The organism is Pseudomonas sp. BP6, from assembly GCF_017875935.1.
Taxonomy (GTDB): Bacteria; Pseudomonadota; Gammaproteobacteria; order Pseudomonadales; family Pseudomonadaceae; genus Aquipseudomonas; species Aquipseudomonas putida_Y.
Window position 1 is genome coordinate 3,008,740 of sequence record NZ_JAGINI010000001.1, and the last position, 18,806, is coordinate 3,027,545.

Below are 18,806 nucleotides of genomic sequence, written 5' to 3' on the forward strand. Positions count from 1 at the left end.
TGCGCCAGGTTCATCGGCCTTGGTACAGGCCAAGCGCCGTGAGTTCACGCGCGGTTTCGAGGATGCACTGGCGCAGGGTCTCGACGATCTCGTCCACCTGCGCATGGGTGATGATCAACGGTGGCGACATCACGTTCAGGTGCATGATCGGGCGCACCAGCAAGCCTTTTTCCTGCGCCTTGCTGTGGATGCGCTCGCCGATGTTCACCTCATCGGCGAACAGTGCCTTGCTGGCCTTGTTGGCGACGAACTCGACACAGGCCATCAGCTTCATGCAGCGCACATCCCCCACCAGCGGCAGCTCGCGCAGGCTCTGCAAACGTTGCTCAAGGTAACCCCCCACGTCCTTGACATGATCGAGCAGTTGCTCGCGCTCGATGATCTCGATGTTCTTCAGCGCCGCCGTGCAGCACACCGGGTGGCCGCTGTAGGTAAAACCGTGGGTGAAGCAACGGCCCTTGCCCGGCTCGGCAATCACTTGCCAGATGCGCTCGGAAAAAATACACGCGCCCAGCGGCAGGTATGCCGAGGTCAGGCCTTTGGCGGTGGTGATGATGTCAGGGATGACGCCAAACAGTTCCTCGCTGGCGAAGAAGGTGCCCAGGCGCCCGAACGAGGTCACCACTTCGTCGGCGACGAACAGGATGTCGTAGGTCTGGCACAGCTGCCACATGCGCTGGAAGTACCCCTCGGGCGGAATGATCACCCCGCCCGAGCCCATGATCGGCTCGGCGAAGAATGCCGCCACGTTGTCGGCACCCAGCGAGAGGATCTTGTCCTCGAACTCTGCCACCAGGAAGTCGAGGAACTCCGCCTCGTCCATGTCGTCTGGCGCGCGGTACGGGTTGGGGTTGGAGACGTGGTGGATCAGGTCGTGGTGGTAATCGAACTCCGCCACCCGGTCGGCGGCCTTGTTGCCAATCGACATGGTCAGGGTGGTGGAGCCGTGGTAGGCGTTGTCGCGGGCGATGATGTGCTTCTTGTGCGGTTTGCCTCGGCAGTTCTGGTAGTACTGGATCAGCCGGTAGGCCGTATCGACCGCGGTCGAGCCGCCCGTGGTGAGGAACACATGGTTCAAGTCACCCGGCGCCAGCTGCGCGAGCTTCTGGCACAGCTCGATGGCGACGTCGTTGGCCATGTCGGAGAACGGGTTGGAATAGGCCAGCTGGCGCACCTGGTCAGCGATGGCCACGGCCATTTCCTCACGGCCCAGGCCAATGTTGGTGCACCACATGCCGCCGACGGCATCGAGGAAACGGTTGCCATGGGTGTCGCGAATGTAGGCGCCTTCACCGGCGACGATGTTCAACGCACCTTGTTCGCGGTGCTCGTCGAACACATGGTAGCCGTGCATGTAGTGGGCCTTGTCGGCGTCCACCAGCGGGTCGTGGGCAATGGCGAATGCTTTGCTTGGGGTGGCCATGGGCAGCTCCTTGGCGGGAATCGTTGGGCGGTGTTCAGAAACCGGTCTTGACCGTGCTCCAGACCCGGGTGATGGCGCGCATGTCCTTCGGGCTCTGGGTTTTCTGGGCGAACAGGCGTTCGCGGGTGGGTGCGTCGGGGTAGATGGCCGGGTCCTGGCGAATGTCATCACGCACCAGCGCGGTAGCGGCAGCGTTGCTGTTGGCGTAGTGGATGTAGTCGGTGACCTTGGCCATGGTCTGCGGCTGCAACAAGAACTCGATGAAGCGGTGCGCGTTGGCCGCGTGCGGCGCATCCTTGGGGATGTACAGGTTGTCGAACCAGATCAGCGAGCCTTCCTTGGGAATGAAGAACGACAGCTTGATGTCCTTCTTCGCTTCCACTGCGCGGGCCTGGGCGGTGGCATAGTCACCGGACCAGGTCAGCGCCAGGCAGACATCACCATTGGGCAGGCTGGTGAGGTAATTCACCGAATCGAACTTGCGAATGTAAGGGCGGACGCCGAGCAACAGTTGTTCGGCCGCCTTGAGGTCGGCCGGCGACGCGCTGCGTGGGTCCTTGCCCAGGTACTGCAGGGCCAATGGGATGACCTCGGTGGGCGCGTCCATCAGGGTGACGCCGCAGTCGGCGAAGCGCGAGACGATCTTGGGGTCGAACAGCATGGCCAGCGAACCGATCGGCGCGTCGGGCATGCGTGCGGTGATCTTGTCGACGTTGTAGGTGACCCCCGAGCTGCCCCAGGTGTAGGGCGCAGAATACTTCAGGTCAGGGTCGTAGCCCTGCAGGTCGTTCACCACCTGCTGGTCGAGGTTGTGCCAACTGGGCAGTTGCTGCTTGTCCAGTGCCTGGAACACGCCGGCGCTGATCAGCGGGGGGACCAGCGAGGCGTTGAGCATGACCAGGTCGTAGCCGGAACGGCCGGTGAGCAGTTTGGTCTGCACGGTTTCGTAGCCATCGAAGGTGTCGTAGATGACCTTGATGCCGGTGGCCTTCTCGAAGTCGGCCAGGGTGGTTTCACCGATGTAGTCGGTCCAGTTGTACAACCGTAGCGTGTTGGGGCTGTCCACCTCTGCCGCCTGGGCCAGGCTGGCGCCAGACGCCAGCAGCAGACCGCCAATCACCTTCAGTACCTTGCGCATGGCAACTCCATCGTGTGAGTGCTCCGGATCGAGCCGATGGGTTCACTATCGGTGGATTTGCCCAGGGGTGACATACCCCGAATGTGTGGGTGGTCGCTTTTTGGCAGGTGGCGCTGGAAGGTTTGCAGAACATCGTATGCCGACAAAATGTTGGGGCTGCTTTGCAGCCCTTTCGCGACACAAGGCCGCTCCCACAAGGACGGCGCAGCCTTCGAAGCTGGCGGTAATCCTGTGGGAGCGGCCTTGTGTCGCGAAAGGGCCGCAACGCGGCCCCAGTGTTCAGTACAGGAGAAAGGTCACGTCAGCGGGTACAACGCTTCATCGAACTGCGCCAGGCGCGGGAACACCAGTGGCTGGTCGTCCGAAAGCTGCTCCAGACGCTGCCGGTATTGCTGCAGAAAGTCCTGCCGCGCATCAGCACTGATGTAAGGCACATGCCACGCCACGAACGGCGGCAACACCTCGAACCCGACATAGGCCAGCGTGCCCCGCAGGATCGGCCGCAGCATGTCTTCCAGCGGCCCGTGAATCGCGCCGTCGCCAAACATGTGCTCGCGCCCGCCCAGGGTCACGGTCACCAGCGCCCTCTTGCCGGCCAACCCGCCCTGGTCGTAGAAGCGCTTGCCGCCATAGCACACCCCCGACACCAGCACCCGGTCGATCCAGCCCTTGAGCATGGCCGGTGCCGAGAACCAGAAAATCGGGAAGTTCAACACCAGCAGATCGGCCCACAACAGCTTGTCCAGCTCCTGCTGGATGTCTGCGGCAATGGCACCGCGCTTGACGCCCTGACGCTGCTCCAGCGCATACACGAGGTACTCGGGGTTCTCGCGCTGGGTAAAGTCATCGGCACTGGCCACCGGGTTCCAGCCCATGCCGTACAAGTCGCTGACCTGCACCTGATGGCCTTGGGCACGGAAGGTTTCCACCGCCTGGTCACGCAGGGCAGCCGTGAACGATTGCGGCTCGGGGTGAGCGTGGACGATCAGTACATTCACAAGCATTCTCCTCACACAAAACAGGTTATCTTGCCGCAGTGGCTCAGCACTGCACCGCCTTGACCTCGACGAACTCCGCCAGGCCCTCTTCGCCCCACTCGCGGCCGTTTCCCGATTGCTTGTAGCCCCCGAACGGCGCCTGGTAGTTGAACGCGGCACCGTTGATGTAGCACTGCCCGGCACGTATCTGCCGCGCCAGCGCCAGGCCCTGCTCGCGGCCGCCGGCCCACACTGCACTGGACAAGCCGAATGGCGAGTCATTGGCCAGGGCCACTGCCTGGGCTTCATCGGCATAAGGTATCAGGCACAGCACCGGGCCAAAGATTTCCTCCTGGGCGATGCGCATACGGTTGTCGACGTCGGCGAACAACGTCGGCGCCACGTAGAACCCGCGCTCGAAGCCGCCGTGATCACCGCCGCACAACAAGCGCGCACCTTCTTCCTGGCCCAGGCGGATATAGTCGAGCACCGTGCGCCGCTGGCCTGCGGAACACATTGGCCCGAGGAAGCTGGTCGGGTCACGCGGGTCGCCCATGACCAGTGCACGGGTTTCGGCCTCGGCAATGTCCAGCGCCTCGGCATAGCGGCTGGTCGGCAGCAGCATGCGGGTCAGTGCCGTGCAGGTCTGCCCCGAGTTGATCATCACGTCCTGCACGCCATGGCGCACCGCAGCGTGCAGGTCAGCGTCGGCGGTAATCAGCAGCGGCGACTTGCCGCCCAGTTCCAGGCATACCCGCTTTACCGTCGGTGCTGCTGCCTGCGACACCCTGACCCCGGCGCCGGTGGAGCCGGTAAACGACACCATGTCCACCTGCGGGTGCCGGGCCAGCGCTTCGCCGACCTTGGCCCCCGGGCCGCTGACCAGGTTGAACACCCCCGCCGGCAGGCCAATGGCATCGATCATATCGGCCAGCAGGAACGCGTGCAGCGGTGTTTCCTGGCTGGGCTTGACCACCACCGTACAACCCGCGGCCAGGGCTGGCGCCAGCTTGCCGATCATCTGGTGCAGCGGGTAGTTCCACGGGTTGATGAATGCGCACACGCCAACGGCTTCGCGGTACACCAGCGAATTGCCGACTTCGCGCACCTCGTCCATCAGCCTGGCCAGTTCGGCGTATTGCTCCAACCCGGCAATCGGGCCTTCGACCTGCACCGCCTGGCACCACTGCACCGGCATGCCCAGCTCATCGGTGATGACCGCTGCCATTTCCGCTGCACGGTTTTTCAGCTGTGCGACCAATGCCCGGATGTACCCGGCGCGCACGCTGGACGGCGTGCGCGACCAGCCATCGAAGGCCCGCCGCGCCGCCATCACCGCCCGCTCGACATCGGCCTCGGCGCCCAAGGGTACCCGGCCAATGGCCTGTTCGGTGGCCGGGTCGATCACCTCAGCCATGCCCTGCCCGCTCGGCACCTGCCAGGCGCCATCGATGTACAGCCGCGCATACTCATGCATGGCCGTACTCCCGTTTCAGTTCGTCGGCACAGCGGGCAATGCGCTGGCAGGCATCGGCCAGCGCCTCATTGCCCAGCACCAGGCCCAGGCGGATATGCCCGGCAGCGCTAGGGCCGAATGCCTCGCCGGCGAGCACCGACACGCCCTGGCTGTCCAACAGGTAGTCGGCGAAGGCCTGGGCGCTGACGCCGGTTTCACGGATGTCGACCATCACGAACATGCCACCATCGGGCTTCAACGCCTTCAAGCCCGGGCAGCCGGCCAGTTGCTCGCACACCAGATCGCGCCGCTGGCGGTAGGCTTCGCGCATGGCGTCCAGTTCGGGCAACGGGTGCTCCAGCGCCACCACGGCGGCATCCTGGACGAAGTCCGGCAAGCCGTAGAGCATGCACAGGGCGAGGTTTTCCAGATGCGTGGCCAGTGCTGTCGAGCCGACCACCCACCCCATGCGCCAGCCGGTCATGGCATGCGATTTCGACAGGCTGTTCAGCGTTGCGGTGCGCTCGGCCATCCCCGGCAGGCTGCCGGGGCTGACATGCTCGCCTTCATACAGCAGCTCGCTGTAGACCTCGTCAGAGATAAGCCACAGGTCATGGGCAACGCACAGTTCGGCCAGCGCTTCCCAGGTCGCGCGCGGCAGGCTCGCCCCTGAAGGGTTGTGCGGGCTGTTCAGGGCCAGCGCGCGGGTGCGCGGGGTAATGCGCTCGGCGACGTCACGCGGGCACACGCGAAAGCCATTCTCAGGCTTGACCGGTACCGGCACCACCTTGGCGCCGCAGGCACCGAACACGGCCTCGTAGGTGACATACATCGGTTCGGCAACGATCACCTCATCGCCTGGGTCGAGTATGCACTGGGCCACGCAGAACAACGCGCACTGAGCCCCCGCCAGCACTGTCACCTGGTCAGCGCTCACCGTCTGGCCGCTGCGTTGCCGGTGACGGTTGGCGATGGCCTGGCGCAGCGCCAGCTTGCCGCGTACATCGGCGTAATGAGTATGGCCAGCGCGCAGGCTGTCGATGGCCGCCTCGACGATAGGCGCGGGCGTGTCGAAGTCCGGGTCACCCACCGACAGCAGCAGGATGTCCTTGCCCTCGGCCTGAAGCGCCAGGGCGCGGTAGTGGATGTCCCAGGCCGCGGCCCCGTCGCCGGCGATGCGTTGGGTGAGCTTGGCGTAGCGCATGGCAATCTCCTTTCAATGGCAATTTCAGTCGACGAGCATCTTCGGGTTGGAACTGCCCCATACGGTGTACAAATCGGCGAGCAACGCGCCGTTGATTTCTTCCATCTCGGCCTGGGTGATTTCGCCCCCGGCCTGCTTGCCGAACAGCACCACTTCGTTACCCCCCTTCACATCAGGGAAGTCGGTGACATCGACCATCAGCGTGTTCATCGACACCTTGCCCACGACGGGCACGCGGTGGCCATTGATCAGCACATGGCCCTTGTTGGTGAATACCCGGCGGTAGCCGTCGGAGTACCCGACCGTAATGTTGGCCAGACGCGAATCACGGGCCAGGGTGAAGGTGCGGTCATAGCCCACGGTGTTGCCGGCCGGATAGCTGTGCACCGCCGCCACGCGCGATTTGAACTGCATTGCACGTTTGTACTCGGTGCGCCCCGGCACGGTGTCGCCGAACAGCGCGCCCCCCGTTCGTACCATGTCCAGGCGCGCTTCCGGCACTTCCAGCGTAGCGAACGAGTTGGCGGCGTGCAGGGTGAGCTTGCTGCGGTCTAGCCTGGCGTGCTTGATCAACCAGTCGGTCTGCTCGTTGAATGCCGCCAGGCCCTTGCGTACATCGTCCTTGTCTTCCACGGCGAAGTGGGTCATCAGCGCAACCAGTTCGAGGTGCTTCTGGTCGGTAATCTGCAGCGCTTCACCGCGGCCGGACCAGGTGGCCATTTCCACCCCGTTACGGCTCATGCCGCTGGAGTTGAATGCCAGATGGATGCGCAGGGTCTTGCCATGGCGCGCGGCGATGGCATCAGCCTGGCGGGCGAACTCAGCGCTGCCAACCAGCTCTTCCATGTCGTACTGCAAGGCATCTTCCAGCTCGCTCAGGCTGGCCGCACGGACCCGCACCAGTTGCCCGGTGAAGCCGCTGGCGCGGACCACCCGGGCCTCCTCGTTGCTGGCCACCGCCACGCAGGGCACGCCCTGGGCGATGATCGACGGCATCACCAGACCGATACCATGGCCATAGGCATCGGCCTTGAGCACGGCGCACAGCCTGGACTTGCCAGCCAATTCAGCCTGCAGGGTGTGGATGTTGTGTTGCAGGGCGCTGGCACTGACTTCGACCCAGGCGTTGCTGTTTTGCACCGTCAGGGCGCTGGTGCCGTTGTCCACCGACAACGGGGGTGCCGCATACAGGGGGGCCTGTCCGGTGATCAGAAGTGCCAGGGATGCAGCCAGAAGGGTACGGCGAAATGGCATGGTGGTTACTCGTGTTCTTGTCGTTGTGCGCGCCTTAACAGACGCAGGTGTGTTTGAGTTCGATGAACGTCACGCCGGGTGTGGCGAAGCCGCTGGCCAGGTCGGCCTGCAACGCGTCCAGGTCGCGTGGCTGGTGCGTTGTGCAACCGAAGGCGCGGGCCAGGCCGATGAAATCCGGGTTGCGCGGTAGCACGCCGACCGGCTCGATATCCAGGCCGAGCATATCGTCGCGGATCTGGCCGAGGGCGTCATTGTTCCAAAGCAACACCACCAGCGGCCGGTGCAGCTCCTCGACGGCAGTGGCCAGCTCCTGGGCGGTGTACAGGAAGCCGCCATCACCCACCAGTACCAGGCCGGGGCGGTGGTCGCTGGCGAACATGCCACCAATGCCGGCCGGCAGGCCGTAGCCGAGGGTGCCGTAACCGGTGGGGTGCAGCCAGCTACGTGGCGCTCGGCTGGCGAAGGCGTAGTTGCCGGTATAGGCCAGCTGGGTCATGTCGCTGCTGATGAAAGCATCGTCAGGCAGTACGGCGGCGATACGGTCCAGAATGGCCTGGTGCGTGGCCTGCAACGGGGCATGCCCATTGCGGATGGCCTGGCGCAGGGCGGCCACCGCCGCGCTGGCTTGGGCCGGGTCACGCTCAAGGGCAGGCAGGTGTTCGAGCAAACCGTCCAAGGTTTGCCGGGCATCGCCCTGCAGGGCAATGGCACAGGGGTAGAAATCGTTGAACTTGCGCGGGTCGATGTCGACGCGCAGCAGCTCGCCGCGGATCGGCAGGCGCTCACGCCAAAAGTCGGTGTCGGCCATTTCGGTGCCTACGGCAAGCACCACATCAGCCTGGCTGATCAACTGCCAGCCGGGTTCTACGCACAGGCTGGCGCCGGCATTGAGTGGCGCATCTGGCGACAACAAGCCCTTGCCGGCCACGCTGGTGAACAGAGGCGCCGCCAGCCGCGTACTGAGTTGCTGCAACTGTTCAGCCGCGTGCAACGCGCCCCCACCGGCGATGATCATCGGCCGCTTGGCGGCGGCGAGCTTCAGGGCAGCCTGCTCAAGGGTTTCGCGGCACGGCTGGCCACGCCCCGGCCGGCGTACCACCTCATCGCTCCAGTCCCGGCTGACCGATGCCGCCAGCACGTCCAGGGGCACCGAAATATGCACCGGGCGCGGTCGTTCGCTGTCGAACACTGCCCAGGCGCGCGCGATCAGCTCGGGCAAGTCGTCGCCCTGCAGGGCCACCGCAGAAAACGCGGTAATGGGCGCAGTCATGGCGCGCTGGTCCTGGGTTTCGTGCAGGCAGCCCCAGCCCTTGCCCAGGCTGGCGGTGTGGTTGACGCTGGAAATCACCAGCATCGGCACCGAGTCGGCATAGGCTTGGCCGATGGGGGTGGCGACGTTGGTCACGCCCGGGCCGGTAATGACGAAGCACACCCCCGGCTTGCCACTGACCCGCGCATAGCCGTCGGCCATGAAGCCGGCGCCCTGCTCATGGCGGGTCAGTACATGGCGAATGCCACTGCCCGGCAGGCCGCGGTAGAGCTCCAGGGTGTGCACGCCGGGAATGCCGAACACGGTCTCCACGCCGTAGTTGGCCAACAACCGCACCAGCGCCTGGCCGGCCGTCAGAGTAAGGTCATTCATGTCGTTCTCCTTGCGCCTGGCCAAGGCGGATCAGCGCGTCGACCGCGGTGGTGCCGTTGGCACCGACCATCAATGGGTTCACATCCAGCTCCAGCAACTGCCCGGCGTTTTCGCAGGCGTAATCGGCCACCGCGCGGATGGCCGAGACCAAGGCATCGAGGTTGGCGGCCGGACGGCCACGGAAGCCTTGCAGCAGGCTGGCACTGCGCAGGCTCAGCAGCGCTGCCCGGATGGCGCTGTCGGTAGTGGGCAGCAACAGGCTGACACTGTCCTTGAGCAATTCGACCAGCACACCGCCGGTACCGATCACCAGGGCCAGGGCAAAGTCGTGTTCACGCTTGATGCCCACTATGAGCTCGGCCAAGGGCGGCTCGGCCATGGGCTCGAGCAGCACCTGATCAAACGCAACCTGCGGGGCGTAGTCAGCGATGCACTGGCGCATCTGCACCAGTGCAGCTTCCAGGGCGCGGGCATCACGCAGGTTCAACGCCACGGCGCCAGCTTCGGTCTTGTGCGGCAGCTGTGCGCTGACCGCCTTCAGTACCAGCGGGTAACCCACGCGGGCAGCGTCTGCCACAGCGCGCTCGGGCGTACTCAGCACACCTGCCGGCACCGGCAGACCGAAGGCGCGCAGGGCCTGCTTGGATTGCCATTCGTCCAACAGTCGGCTTTCGCCCGTGAGGGCCTGCGGGCACAGCGGTACCCGCGCAGCCTCGCCCTGGTCCAGCAACCGCTGGCGGTTCCTTTGGTAAGCGACGATGCGCCCCCAGGCCGCCAGGCCATCTTCCACGCCCTGCAGGGCTGCGATGCCCCGCGCATGCAGGCGCTCACGCGCACTGGCAGGCAACAGTTCCGGGAAAGCCGAGGTGACGAAGCCGATCTTGCCGTGGCGTTCAACGGCATCGCAGTACAGCCCCAACAGCAGGTCGCACTCCTTGCGCTCGCCGGTGAACGCCGCCGGGTAGTCCAGCACCAGCATCGCCGCGCCCGCGGCGCCGCTCAGGGTACTGTCGAGCATACGTTGCAGGGCGGCTGCATCGCCCCAGATGGCCGTAGTGAAGTCCAGTGGGTTGACCAGGTTGGCATAGCGCGGCAACACCTCCGCCAGTGCCGCCACCTGCCCTTGCTCGAGCTTCGGCAGTTGCAGATGGTTGCGTTCGGCATAGTCGGCAATCAGCCCGGCATCGCCGCCTGAACAGGCCAGCGCAATCAGCTCGCCATCTGCCGGCAAGCGTCCGCAGGCTGCGGCCTTGAGCGTTTCGACAAAGCTCACCGGGCCGCTGACGCGGATCACGCCCAGGCGCTGGAACAGGCTGTCGTACAACGCATCGGAGCCGGACAACGAGCTGGTGTGGCTGAGCGCCAGTTCAGCGCCGATCTGCGAAACGCCGGTCTTCAATGCAATGATCGGCGTGCCCTGCTGCAGTGCCTTGCACGCGGCGCGGGCGAAGCCCGGCACGTTCTTCAGGCCTTCCAGGTGCAGGCCGATGGCGGTTACCCGTGGGTCGTCGAGCAGTACATCCATCAGCTCGGCCACACCCAGTTGCGCCTGGTTGCCGACCGAGGCCATGTAGGCCACCGGCAGGGAGCGGTCGCTCATGGACAGGTTGTAGGCGAAGTTGCCACTTTGCGTGAGGATCGCCACCCCCTTCTCCACTTGCTGGCCACCATGCGCCACCGGCCACAGGGCGGCACCGTGCAGGTAGTCGAGCAAGCCATAGCAGTTGGGGCCGAGCAAGGCCATGTTGCCGGCGACGTCGAGCAGGCGTTGCTGCAACTGGCAGCCCTCCTCGCCGCTTTCGGCAAAGCCCGAGGCGTAGCAGATGGCGCCACCGGCCCCGCGTGCAGCCAGCTCGGCAACGCACTGCAGGGTCAGCTCGCGGTTGGTGGCGATGAACACTGCATCCGGGGCGTAGGGCAAGTCGGCCACCCGTGCCACGCAAGGGATGCCTTCGAGGCTTTCATGCTGCGGGTTGACCAGCCACAGCTCACCGGCAAAGCCACCTTCGGCGCATCGCTTGAGCGCCCGCGCCATGCTGCGCCCGCCGATAAAAGCCAGGTGCCGGGGCGCCAGCAGGCGCTTGAGGTTGTCACGAATCGATTGCGACATGGGTGTTCTCCTGGCGCTCAGCGCAGCAGCGGGCGCAGCAGTTCGCGGGCGATGATATGCCGCTGGATTTCCGAGGTACCCTCCCAGATGCGCTCGATACGCGCATTGCGCCAGATGCGCTCCACCGGCCCTTCATCCATCAAGCCCATGCCACCGAAGATCTGCACGGCCTCGTCGGCGACCTTGCCCAGCACTTCACTGGCAAACAGCTTGGCCATGCCGGCCTCACCGTCGGTCATGCTGCCCTGGTCCATCTTCCAGGCGGTGTGCAGGGTGAGCATCTCGGCCGCGCGGATCTGTGTGGCCATGTCGGCCAGCTTGAACGACACCCCTTGGTAGCTGCCGATGGCCTGGCCGAACTGTTTGCGGTCGGCGGCCCATTGCAGCGACAGGTCAAGGGCGCGCTGGGCCTGGCCCACGCAGTTGGCGGCGACCATCACCCGCCCAGCGGTAAGCCAGGCGTTGGCCACTTCCCAGCCCTTGCCGACTTCGCCCAGCACCTTGCTGGCCGGCACCCGGCAGTCGTCGAAGAACAGCTCGTAGGTGTGATAACCACGGTTGCTCACGCACTTGGGACCACGGCGGATGGTCATGCCCGGCGTACCCCGGTCGACCAGCAAGGCGGTGACCGCATTGCGCTTGCGCCCGTTGTGCTCGTAGGTGTCGGTGACAGCGAAGACAATGGCGAAATCGGCGTGGCCCGCGTGGCTGATGAAGTGCTTGCTACCGTTGATGACAAAGTCATCGCCCTGACGCACGGCGCGGGTCTTGATGGCGTTGGCATCAGAGCCGGCGCCCGGTTCGGTGAGGGCGAAGCAGTCAATCTTCTCGCCCTGTACACACGGCAACAGGTAGTCGTTGATCTGCTCGTCCTTGCAGGCCATGAGGATTTTCGACGGCCGCGCAACGAAGACATGCAGCGCCCAGGACACCTTGGACAGCTCACGTTCGATCAGCGCCTGGGAAAGGTAGTCCAGGCCGCCCCCTCCCACTTCCTCGGGCATGTTGAAGGCATAGAACCCGGCAGCGATGGCCTTGCCACGGATCTGCGCAGCCAGCTCGGGTGACACGGCGTCGGCGCGGTCCACCGCTTCCTCATGGGGCAGCAGTTCTTTGGCAACAAAGCTGCGTACCGCTTCCACCAACATTTCTTGTTCTTGGGTCAGTTGGAAATTCATCTGCGAAGGTCCTGATGAGGGTCGGGTATCGGATTACTGGCCGGTAAAACGGGGAGCGCGACGTTCCACCGAGGCTTGCAGGGCCTCGGCGCCATCCTGGCTGCGGCCGCACAACAGGCCGGCGTGGCGCTCGGCTTCCAGCTGTTCAGCCAGCGTGCGCCGGGCACCGTCGCGTATCAGCCGCTTGGTCTGCGCATAGGCGAAGGTCGGGCCGTTGGCCAGGCGCCCGGCCAGCTCGGCGACGACGGCAGGCAACTGCTCGTCGGCACAGACTTCGCTGACCAAACCGGCGGCCAGGGCGCGATCGGCGCCCCACAACTCGTCGAGGAACAGCAGGCGCTTGGCCTGCTCGCTACCGATCAGCCGTGGCAGGTGCCAGCTGGCGCCGGCATCGGGGCTGTAACCCATGCTGGTGTAGCCGGCCTTGAAGCGCGCAGAGGCAGCGGCGATGCGCAGGTCACAGCACAGGCTAAGGTCCATGCCTCCGCCCACGGCGGTGCCGTTGATGGCGGCGATGGTGGGTTTGTCGAGGCTGTGCAGGCGCAACATCAGGGCATGGGCAGTTTCGGTCCAGCCGTAGCTTTCCAGGGTGCCCGCCGCTTCCGCGGCTGCCCATTCGGCCAGGTCGGCGCCAGCGCAGAAGCTGCGGCCGCTGCCGGTCAGCACCACCACGCGAACGGTTGGGTCGCTGGCATGGCTGTCGAGCAAGGCGTGCAGTTGCTTGAGGGTGGGAATGTCCAGCGCGTTGCGCTGCTCGGGGCGGTTGAGGGTGATCCAGGCAACGCCGGCTTCGACCTTGCTCAACAGTGACGACGACGGGGTGGTCATGGGGGGCCTCGGTGTTGTTGTGATGGTTTTGGAGGGCTTGACGAGAAAGATACTAAACGAGTGTTCAACAAGGCGGGATGGGCTGTTACAACTTCGCACAACTCGGTATTTGGCGTTACACAAGGGCGTTCGTCGTGACGGCTTTATGGCCTGTGAGATCGCGCCCCGCACGGGCGGCGCTTGACCTCACAGGTACTGAAAATGCAGCGACCAACACCTGCCGCCGACGAACTACGGCATCAAACCCTTGGTGCGCTGGGCTCGAAGGCCCCCTGCCGGCGGCGGTTGACGAAGAAGTACGCCGCATAGCACAGGGCAATGAAGCCAAAGCCCCAGTACAGTGACGGCCGCTGGGTTTCATCCAGCGCCAGGAACACGAACAGCGAACTGCACAGGGTGATGCACAGCAGCGGCACCAGTGGGTACAGCGGCGCCTTGTACTTCAGGTCCTGCAGTTGCCCGCCGTCGCGCAGCCAGGCCTTGCGGAAGCGGTACTGCGCCAAAGCGATGACGATCCAGGTCACGGTGCCGGACATACCGCTCACCGCCATCAGCACCATGAACAGCGTGTCAGCCGCAACGAAGCTGGTCATCAGCGAAATCAGCGCAAAGCACAGGGTGATGCTCAGCGCCCGCAGCGGCACGCCACGCTTGCTCAGCGGCGACAGGCTTTTGGGTGCCATGCCAGTCTTGGACATGGCCCAGAGGATGCGCGTGGAGGCATACAACCCGGAGTTACCTACCGAGAGGATGGCCGTGAGGATGACGAAGTTCATCAAGTCGGCGGCGTAAGGGATGCCGACCATGTCGAACACCTGCACGAACGGGCTTTCCATCAGCCCGGCCTGCTCGTGCGGCACAATGGCCGACAGCACGGCAATGGCCAGCACATAGAAAATCAGCACGCGGAACACCACATTGCGCACCGCCCGCGGGATGCTCTTTTCCGGGTGCTCGGTCTCACCGGCAGCCACCCCCATGATTTCACAGCCCTGGAAGGCGTAGACCACGGTCATCATCACCGCGAACACTGCCGACAGGCCATGGGGGAACAGCGACTCGCCCACCAGGTTGTTCAGCATCGGTGCGGGTGCCCCGCTGCTCAGGGGGATGGCACCGAAAATCACCAGCAGGCCAATGACGATGAAGCCGAGGATGGTTGCCACCTTGATGCCCGAGAACCAGTACTCGGCCTCGCCAAAGGCACGCGTGGCCAGGGCGTTGAGGCCGAACAGCACCACCACGAACAGTGCCGACCAGTACCAGATCGGCACCTCCGGGAACCAGCGGGTCATCAACATGCCGGCAGCGGTGAACTCCAGGCCTACGGTGGTGGCCCAGCTCATCCAGTACACCCAGCCGATCATGAACCCGGTGGCCGGGCCAATGTATTTGGTGGCGTGGGCCTGGAACGAACCGGACACTGGCATCTGCACCGACAGCTCGCCCAGGCAGACCATCACCAGGTACATCAGCAAGCCCGCGACCAGGTAGGCCAGGATCGCGCCCACCGGCCCGCCCTGATTGATGGTTACGCCAGACCCCATGAACAGGCCGGTGCCAATAACCCCACCCAGCGACAGCATGAAAATGTGCCGGCTTTTCAGGGCGCGGGTGAGCTGGATCTTCTCAACGTTGTCAGTCATGGCACACCTCGCCTTTGCGGCCGGTGCGTGGGAGGGTTCGAATGAGGGGCTGAGCGCTACGGCATGTCATTATTCTTGTCTCCAATAAGCCTCATGGACCGTGTGCAACACGGTTGCCATGGATTATTGGAAACGGATGTAAGGTGCCGTTGTACGAACGGATCGAAGATGTAAAAAGTCGTAAGCTTTTTGTACGTCAGCTCTGGATCAGCTGTTCCAGCGTGGCGTTGGCCTGACCTAGCTGGGTGGCCAGCGGCTCGCCGAGGGCTTGCATGGCCTGCAGGTCATGCTGCCGGGCCGCCTCCTCCAGGCGACGCAACAGCGTAGCCAGCCCGGTAAACCCCAGGGAATCGCAGCTGCCAGCCAGGCGGTGGGCCAGGTGCAGCACTTCGGTGAAGTCCTGGGCTGGCAGCGCCTCGGCCAGCGCCATGGCGTGCTGCTGCAGTGACTGGTGCAGGACCTTCAGCAGGCCCTGCAACTTCTGCTCCCCCAGCAGTGAACGGTGGGTGTCGAGCAATGACCAGTCCATGTCTGCGCCAGCGCTGGCCACTTCACCGGGCGCTACGTCAGCCAACGCCTTGCGCAGGTTGTCCAGCCGCAAAGGCTTGGCCAGTACGCCCTGCATACCAGCGTCCAGATAACCCGCTACCTGGCCCGGTTGCACGCCGGCCGTCAGCGCCAGGATCCGACTGTTGCGGTTCGGCCCCGGCGAGGTGCGCAGCTGTCGGCACAACGCCACCCCGCTCATGCCCGGCAAGTGCACGTCCAGCAGAACCAGGTCGAAGCGCCGCTGCGCGCATGCCTGCAGGGCTTGCCCGGCGTCTTCGGCAAAGCTTACCCGGTGACCGTCGCGCATCAGCAGGCCACCGGCAACCTCACGGTTCAGCGCAACGTCTTCGACCACCAGGATATCCAGGCTGGGCAAGGGCGAAGGGGTTGGTGAACCCGCTGAGACAGGCTGCCCGCGAGCCATGTCGAGCTCGAACCAAAAGCAGCTGCCCTGCCCTTGAGCGCTCTCGAGGCCGATGCTACCGCCCAGCTTTTCCACCAGGTGCTTGCAAATCGCCAGGCCCAGGCCAGTGCCGCCATAGCGCAGGGTCACCGCTTCGCTGGCCTGGACGAAACGGTCGAAGATCTTCGCCTGAACGGCGGGTTCGATGCCGATACCGTTGTCACGGACCGACAGCCGCAAGCGCTGCGAGCATTCGTTGCTGGCAAGCACCTGCACCGTAAGCTGTACCTGGCCGTGCTCAGTGAACTTGATGGCATTGGCCAGCAGATTGCTCAGCACCTGTCGCAGGTACTGCTCTGCGCCGTGCTGGTACGCGGCCAGTTGCTCATCGACCTGCAGTTGCAGGGTGTCGGCATTGTCCATGGCCATGGGTTCGAGCAATGCCAGCACTTCCTGGCACAACTGACGCAAGGAAAACACCACCCGCTCGGCGCGGCTCTCGCCTTCTTCGAGCCGGGCGAAATACAGCACTTCGTTGAGAATCGCCAACAGCCCTTCGCCGGCCTTGTACAAGGCCTCGACACGCTGGCGGTCGGCGACCTCCAGGCGCCCGCCGCGCAGCAGTTCGGCCATGCCCAGAATACCGTTGAGCGGCGTACGCAATTCATGGCTCATGGTCGCCAAAAAGCGCGACTTGGCCAGGTTGGCTGCCTCGGCCTCGTCCTTGGCCCGAGCCAGGCTGGCCGTACGCCGCTCGACCATGGCCTGCAATTCGTCGCGTTTGTCCTGCAGTGCCAGGCGGTCGCGCTCACGGCGCTCGATATCGCTGAGGATGGCGCGGCGCATATCGTCCAGGGCATTGGCCACAGTGTCGATTTCGTCGGGGCGCGATGAACGACGGCGGCCAAGGCGCAAGGGCTCCTGCCACTGGCCTGCGCCAATGCGGCGGGCGAACTCGGCCATCACTTGCAGGTGACGGGTAACCAGGCGGTAGAACAGCCCTGACAACGCCACTGCCAGGCCGCACAGAAACACACCCATCCACAACAGGCTGGCAAGGCCCGTGGCGTAAAGCCGCCGGTGTACCGCGCCAAGGTCGATGCTGACTTCCAGCTCCCCCAGATGCCTGACCGGCCCTGAGGGCGGCTGGTAGTCGAGGGGGAAGCGCTCGATGCGCAGCGGCCCTTGGGGGTCGGCCTCACCGCGTAACAGCGGGAAATCATCACTGACCAGACGCACCCGCGCCACATCGGAAAAGTCCACCAGGCCGCGCAGCTGAACATCCAGCTGCGCCTCGTCGAGGTCCCACAGGCTGCGTTCCAGGCTGGCCAGGTAGCCGGCACGGATCAACGCCATGCGTGCCTCTATATCCCGCATTTCGCGACGGTACTCGAAGTAAAGCTGCACGCCACTGGCCAGCACCGTGAAGCACAAGCTGAACAGCAGAATGAACAGCAGCAGACGGCGCAGCAGGCCATCGGTGCGCAGGCGGATCATCGTGCATCCGCCGGCAGGTTGATCATGTCGCGGTAAGTGACTTCACTTTGCTCCAGCCAACGCGCGATCTCGCCCGCCTGGTTCATCCGCTGCAACTGCGCATCGATTTCAGCCATGCGCTGGCTCAAGGGTGACTGTCGCGATACCGCCACTCGCAGGTAGTCCACGCTCAGTGCCGTGGGCAATGCGCGAATATCCTGCGCCCCGGGCAGGTGCTCGATGAACAGCAGCCCGGTGCGCCGCTCCTGAATCACATAGTCGATGCGCCCGCGGATCAGCTTGCCAAAGTTCTGCTGGCTGGACGATACCCGCTCGATGTTCTGGTGGCGGGCGACGAAGCGGTCGAACTCGGCGCCATAGCTTTCACCGTACAGCAGGCCGCCGCGGTAACCCGCCAGGTCCTCCAGCTGCTGGAACTGCACCGGCCGCTTGCGGTTGTAGAACACGGCCACTTCCTCGCGCACCACCGGCACCTTGGAGAAACGCATGCGCTGGTCACGCTGGTCGCTGTTGTAGGCCAGCACCACATCCACCCGCCCGGCGGCGGCATCCATCAGGCAGCGCTTCCAGTTGCCCAGCACCACGGTTTGCACCTCGTAGCCCATGCGCGCGAACAGTTCGCGCACCACGGTCGGGGCCAGGCCACGCACCTGGTGGCCGTCACTCCAGGAAATGGGCGGGTACACCGGGTAGTCACAGTAACGCACGGGTTCACTGGCACTGGCGTGCAGGGTGGGCAACGTCAAGGCCAGCGCCAACCGCCAGGCGCGAGGAATCATGCTGCCACGCTGGCGGTGAACAGGTAGCCGGTGCCGTGAATGGTGATGATCAACTGCGGTTCGGCCGGGTCGTCATGCAGCTTGCGCCGCAGGCGGCCGACCAGCACGTCGATGGAGCGGTCGTTGGGCACCCACTCGCGGTTGCGAATCTGGTCCATCAACTGGTCGCGGCTGAGGGTATGGCCGCTGTTGCGTAGAAATACGCTGAGCAACTGAAATTCGCCGTGGGTCAGCAGGGTTTGCCCGCCACGGGCGTCGATCAGGCGCCGGCGGTCGGTATCCAGTGCCCAGTCGGCGAACTGCTTCAGCGACTGCGCACAGGCCGGGGCGGGGTGCGCCTCGCGGGCATGGCGCACGCGGCGGATCAGGTTTTTCGCCCGGGACACCAGCTCGCGGGGGTTGAGCGGTTTGATCACGTAGTCATCTGCCCCGCATTCCAGGCCAACGATGCGGTCGATGTCGTCATTGCGCCCGGTGACGAGGATGATGCCAACCTCCGAGCGCACCCGCAGTTCGCGGGTCAGGGTAAGGCCGTCCTTGCCGGGCAGGCGGATGTCCAGCAGCACCAGGTCGACATCCTGGCTGGCAAGCAGGGCTTCGGCCCCTTCGGCTGTATCGGCGCAGTGAACGTCGTAGCCTTCCTGGGACAGGTAGGCCTGCAGCAAGTCACGAATAAGCGGATCGTCATCGACGATCAATACCCGAGGCGTCATTGCGTGTTG

The 18,806-nt window shown here is 64.7% G+C and carries 14 protein-coding genes; all 14 read right to left on the bottom strand.

Annotation, left to right across the window (positions count from 1 at the left end; translation table 11 throughout):
* Positions 1-10: 10 nt before the first annotated feature.
* On the bottom strand, positions 11-1,423 hold the full coding sequence (locus J3A98_RS13765) for an aminotransferase (RefSeq protein WP_209966802.1): 1,413 nt from the start codon (positions 1,421-1,423) through the stop codon (positions 11-13).
* A 34-nt stretch (positions 1,424-1,457) separates the two neighbouring features.
* Positions 1,458-2,561: a polyamine ABC transporter substrate-binding protein gene (locus J3A98_RS13770; protein ID WP_209966804.1), complete on the bottom strand. Its 1,104-nt coding sequence runs from the start codon at positions 2,559-2,561 to the stop codon at positions 1,458-1,460.
* 296 nt (positions 2,562-2,857) lie between these two features.
* Positions 2,858-3,559: an NAD(P)H-dependent oxidoreductase gene (locus J3A98_RS13775; RefSeq protein WP_176682450.1), complete on the bottom strand. Its 702-nt coding sequence runs from the start codon at positions 3,557-3,559 to the stop codon at positions 2,858-2,860.
* A gap of 43 nt (positions 3,560-3,602) precedes the next feature.
* Positions 3,603-5,015 carry an aldehyde dehydrogenase family protein gene (locus J3A98_RS13780; protein ID WP_209966806.1) on the bottom strand — a complete coding sequence of 471 codons (1,413 nt, stop codon included), beginning with the start codon at positions 5,013-5,015 and terminating at the stop codon, positions 3,603-3,605.
* Complete coding sequence (locus J3A98_RS13785) at positions 5,008-6,198, bottom strand: pyridoxal phosphate-dependent aminotransferase (RefSeq protein WP_209966808.1); 1,191 nt, start codon at positions 6,196-6,198, stop codon at positions 5,008-5,010. Before J3A98_RS13785 ends, J3A98_RS13780 begins: the two co-directional genes overlap by 8 nt.
* A gap of 24 nt (positions 6,199-6,222) precedes the next feature.
* Entirely contained in the window at positions 6,223-7,452 is a 1,230-nt protein-coding gene (gene alr / locus J3A98_RS13790) for an alanine racemase (protein ID WP_209966810.1), read from the bottom strand.
* A 34-nt stretch (positions 7,453-7,486) separates the two neighbouring features.
* Positions 7,487-9,094, bottom strand: coding sequence for a 5-guanidino-2-oxopentanoate decarboxylase (locus tag J3A98_RS13795; RefSeq protein ID WP_209966811.1), 1,608 nt, complete (start codon positions 9,092-9,094; stop codon positions 7,487-7,489).
* A complete protein-coding gene (locus J3A98_RS13800) occupies positions 9,087-11,204 on the bottom strand; it encodes an acetate--CoA ligase family protein (RefSeq protein ID WP_176682445.1) in 2,118 nt (705 codons plus the stop codon). Before J3A98_RS13800 ends, J3A98_RS13795 begins: the two co-directional genes overlap by 8 nt.
* Positions 11,205-11,221: 17 nt before the next feature.
* A complete protein-coding gene (locus J3A98_RS13805) occupies positions 11,222-12,382 on the bottom strand; it encodes an acyl-CoA dehydrogenase family protein (protein WP_039613897.1) in 1,161 nt (386 codons plus the stop codon).
* 33 nt (positions 12,383-12,415) lie between these two features.
* A complete protein-coding gene (locus J3A98_RS13810) occupies positions 12,416-13,210 on the bottom strand; it encodes an enoyl-CoA hydratase-related protein (protein WP_021782065.1) in 795 nt (264 codons plus the stop codon).
* A 239-nt stretch (positions 13,211-13,449) separates the two neighbouring features.
* Positions 13,450-14,856, bottom strand: coding sequence for an amino acid permease (locus tag J3A98_RS13815; protein WP_176682443.1), 1,407 nt, complete (start codon positions 14,854-14,856; stop codon positions 13,450-13,452).
* 196 nt (positions 14,857-15,052) lie between these two features.
* On the bottom strand, positions 15,053-17,305 hold the full coding sequence (locus tag J3A98_RS13820; RefSeq protein ID WP_176682442.1) for an ATP-binding protein: 2,253 nt from the start codon (positions 17,303-17,305) through the stop codon (positions 15,053-15,055).
* Complete coding sequence (locus tag J3A98_RS13825) at positions 17,302-18,084, bottom strand: transporter substrate-binding domain-containing protein (RefSeq protein ID WP_209966813.1); 783 nt, start codon at positions 18,082-18,084, stop codon at positions 17,302-17,304. The genes J3A98_RS13820 and J3A98_RS13825 overlap by 4 nt, the downstream gene beginning before the upstream one ends.
* Complete coding sequence (locus J3A98_RS13830; RefSeq protein ID WP_176682440.1) at positions 18,081-18,797, bottom strand: response regulator; 717 nt, start codon at positions 18,795-18,797, stop codon at positions 18,081-18,083. Before J3A98_RS13830 ends, J3A98_RS13825 begins: the two co-directional genes overlap by 4 nt.
* Positions 18,798-18,806: the final 9 nt, after the last annotated feature.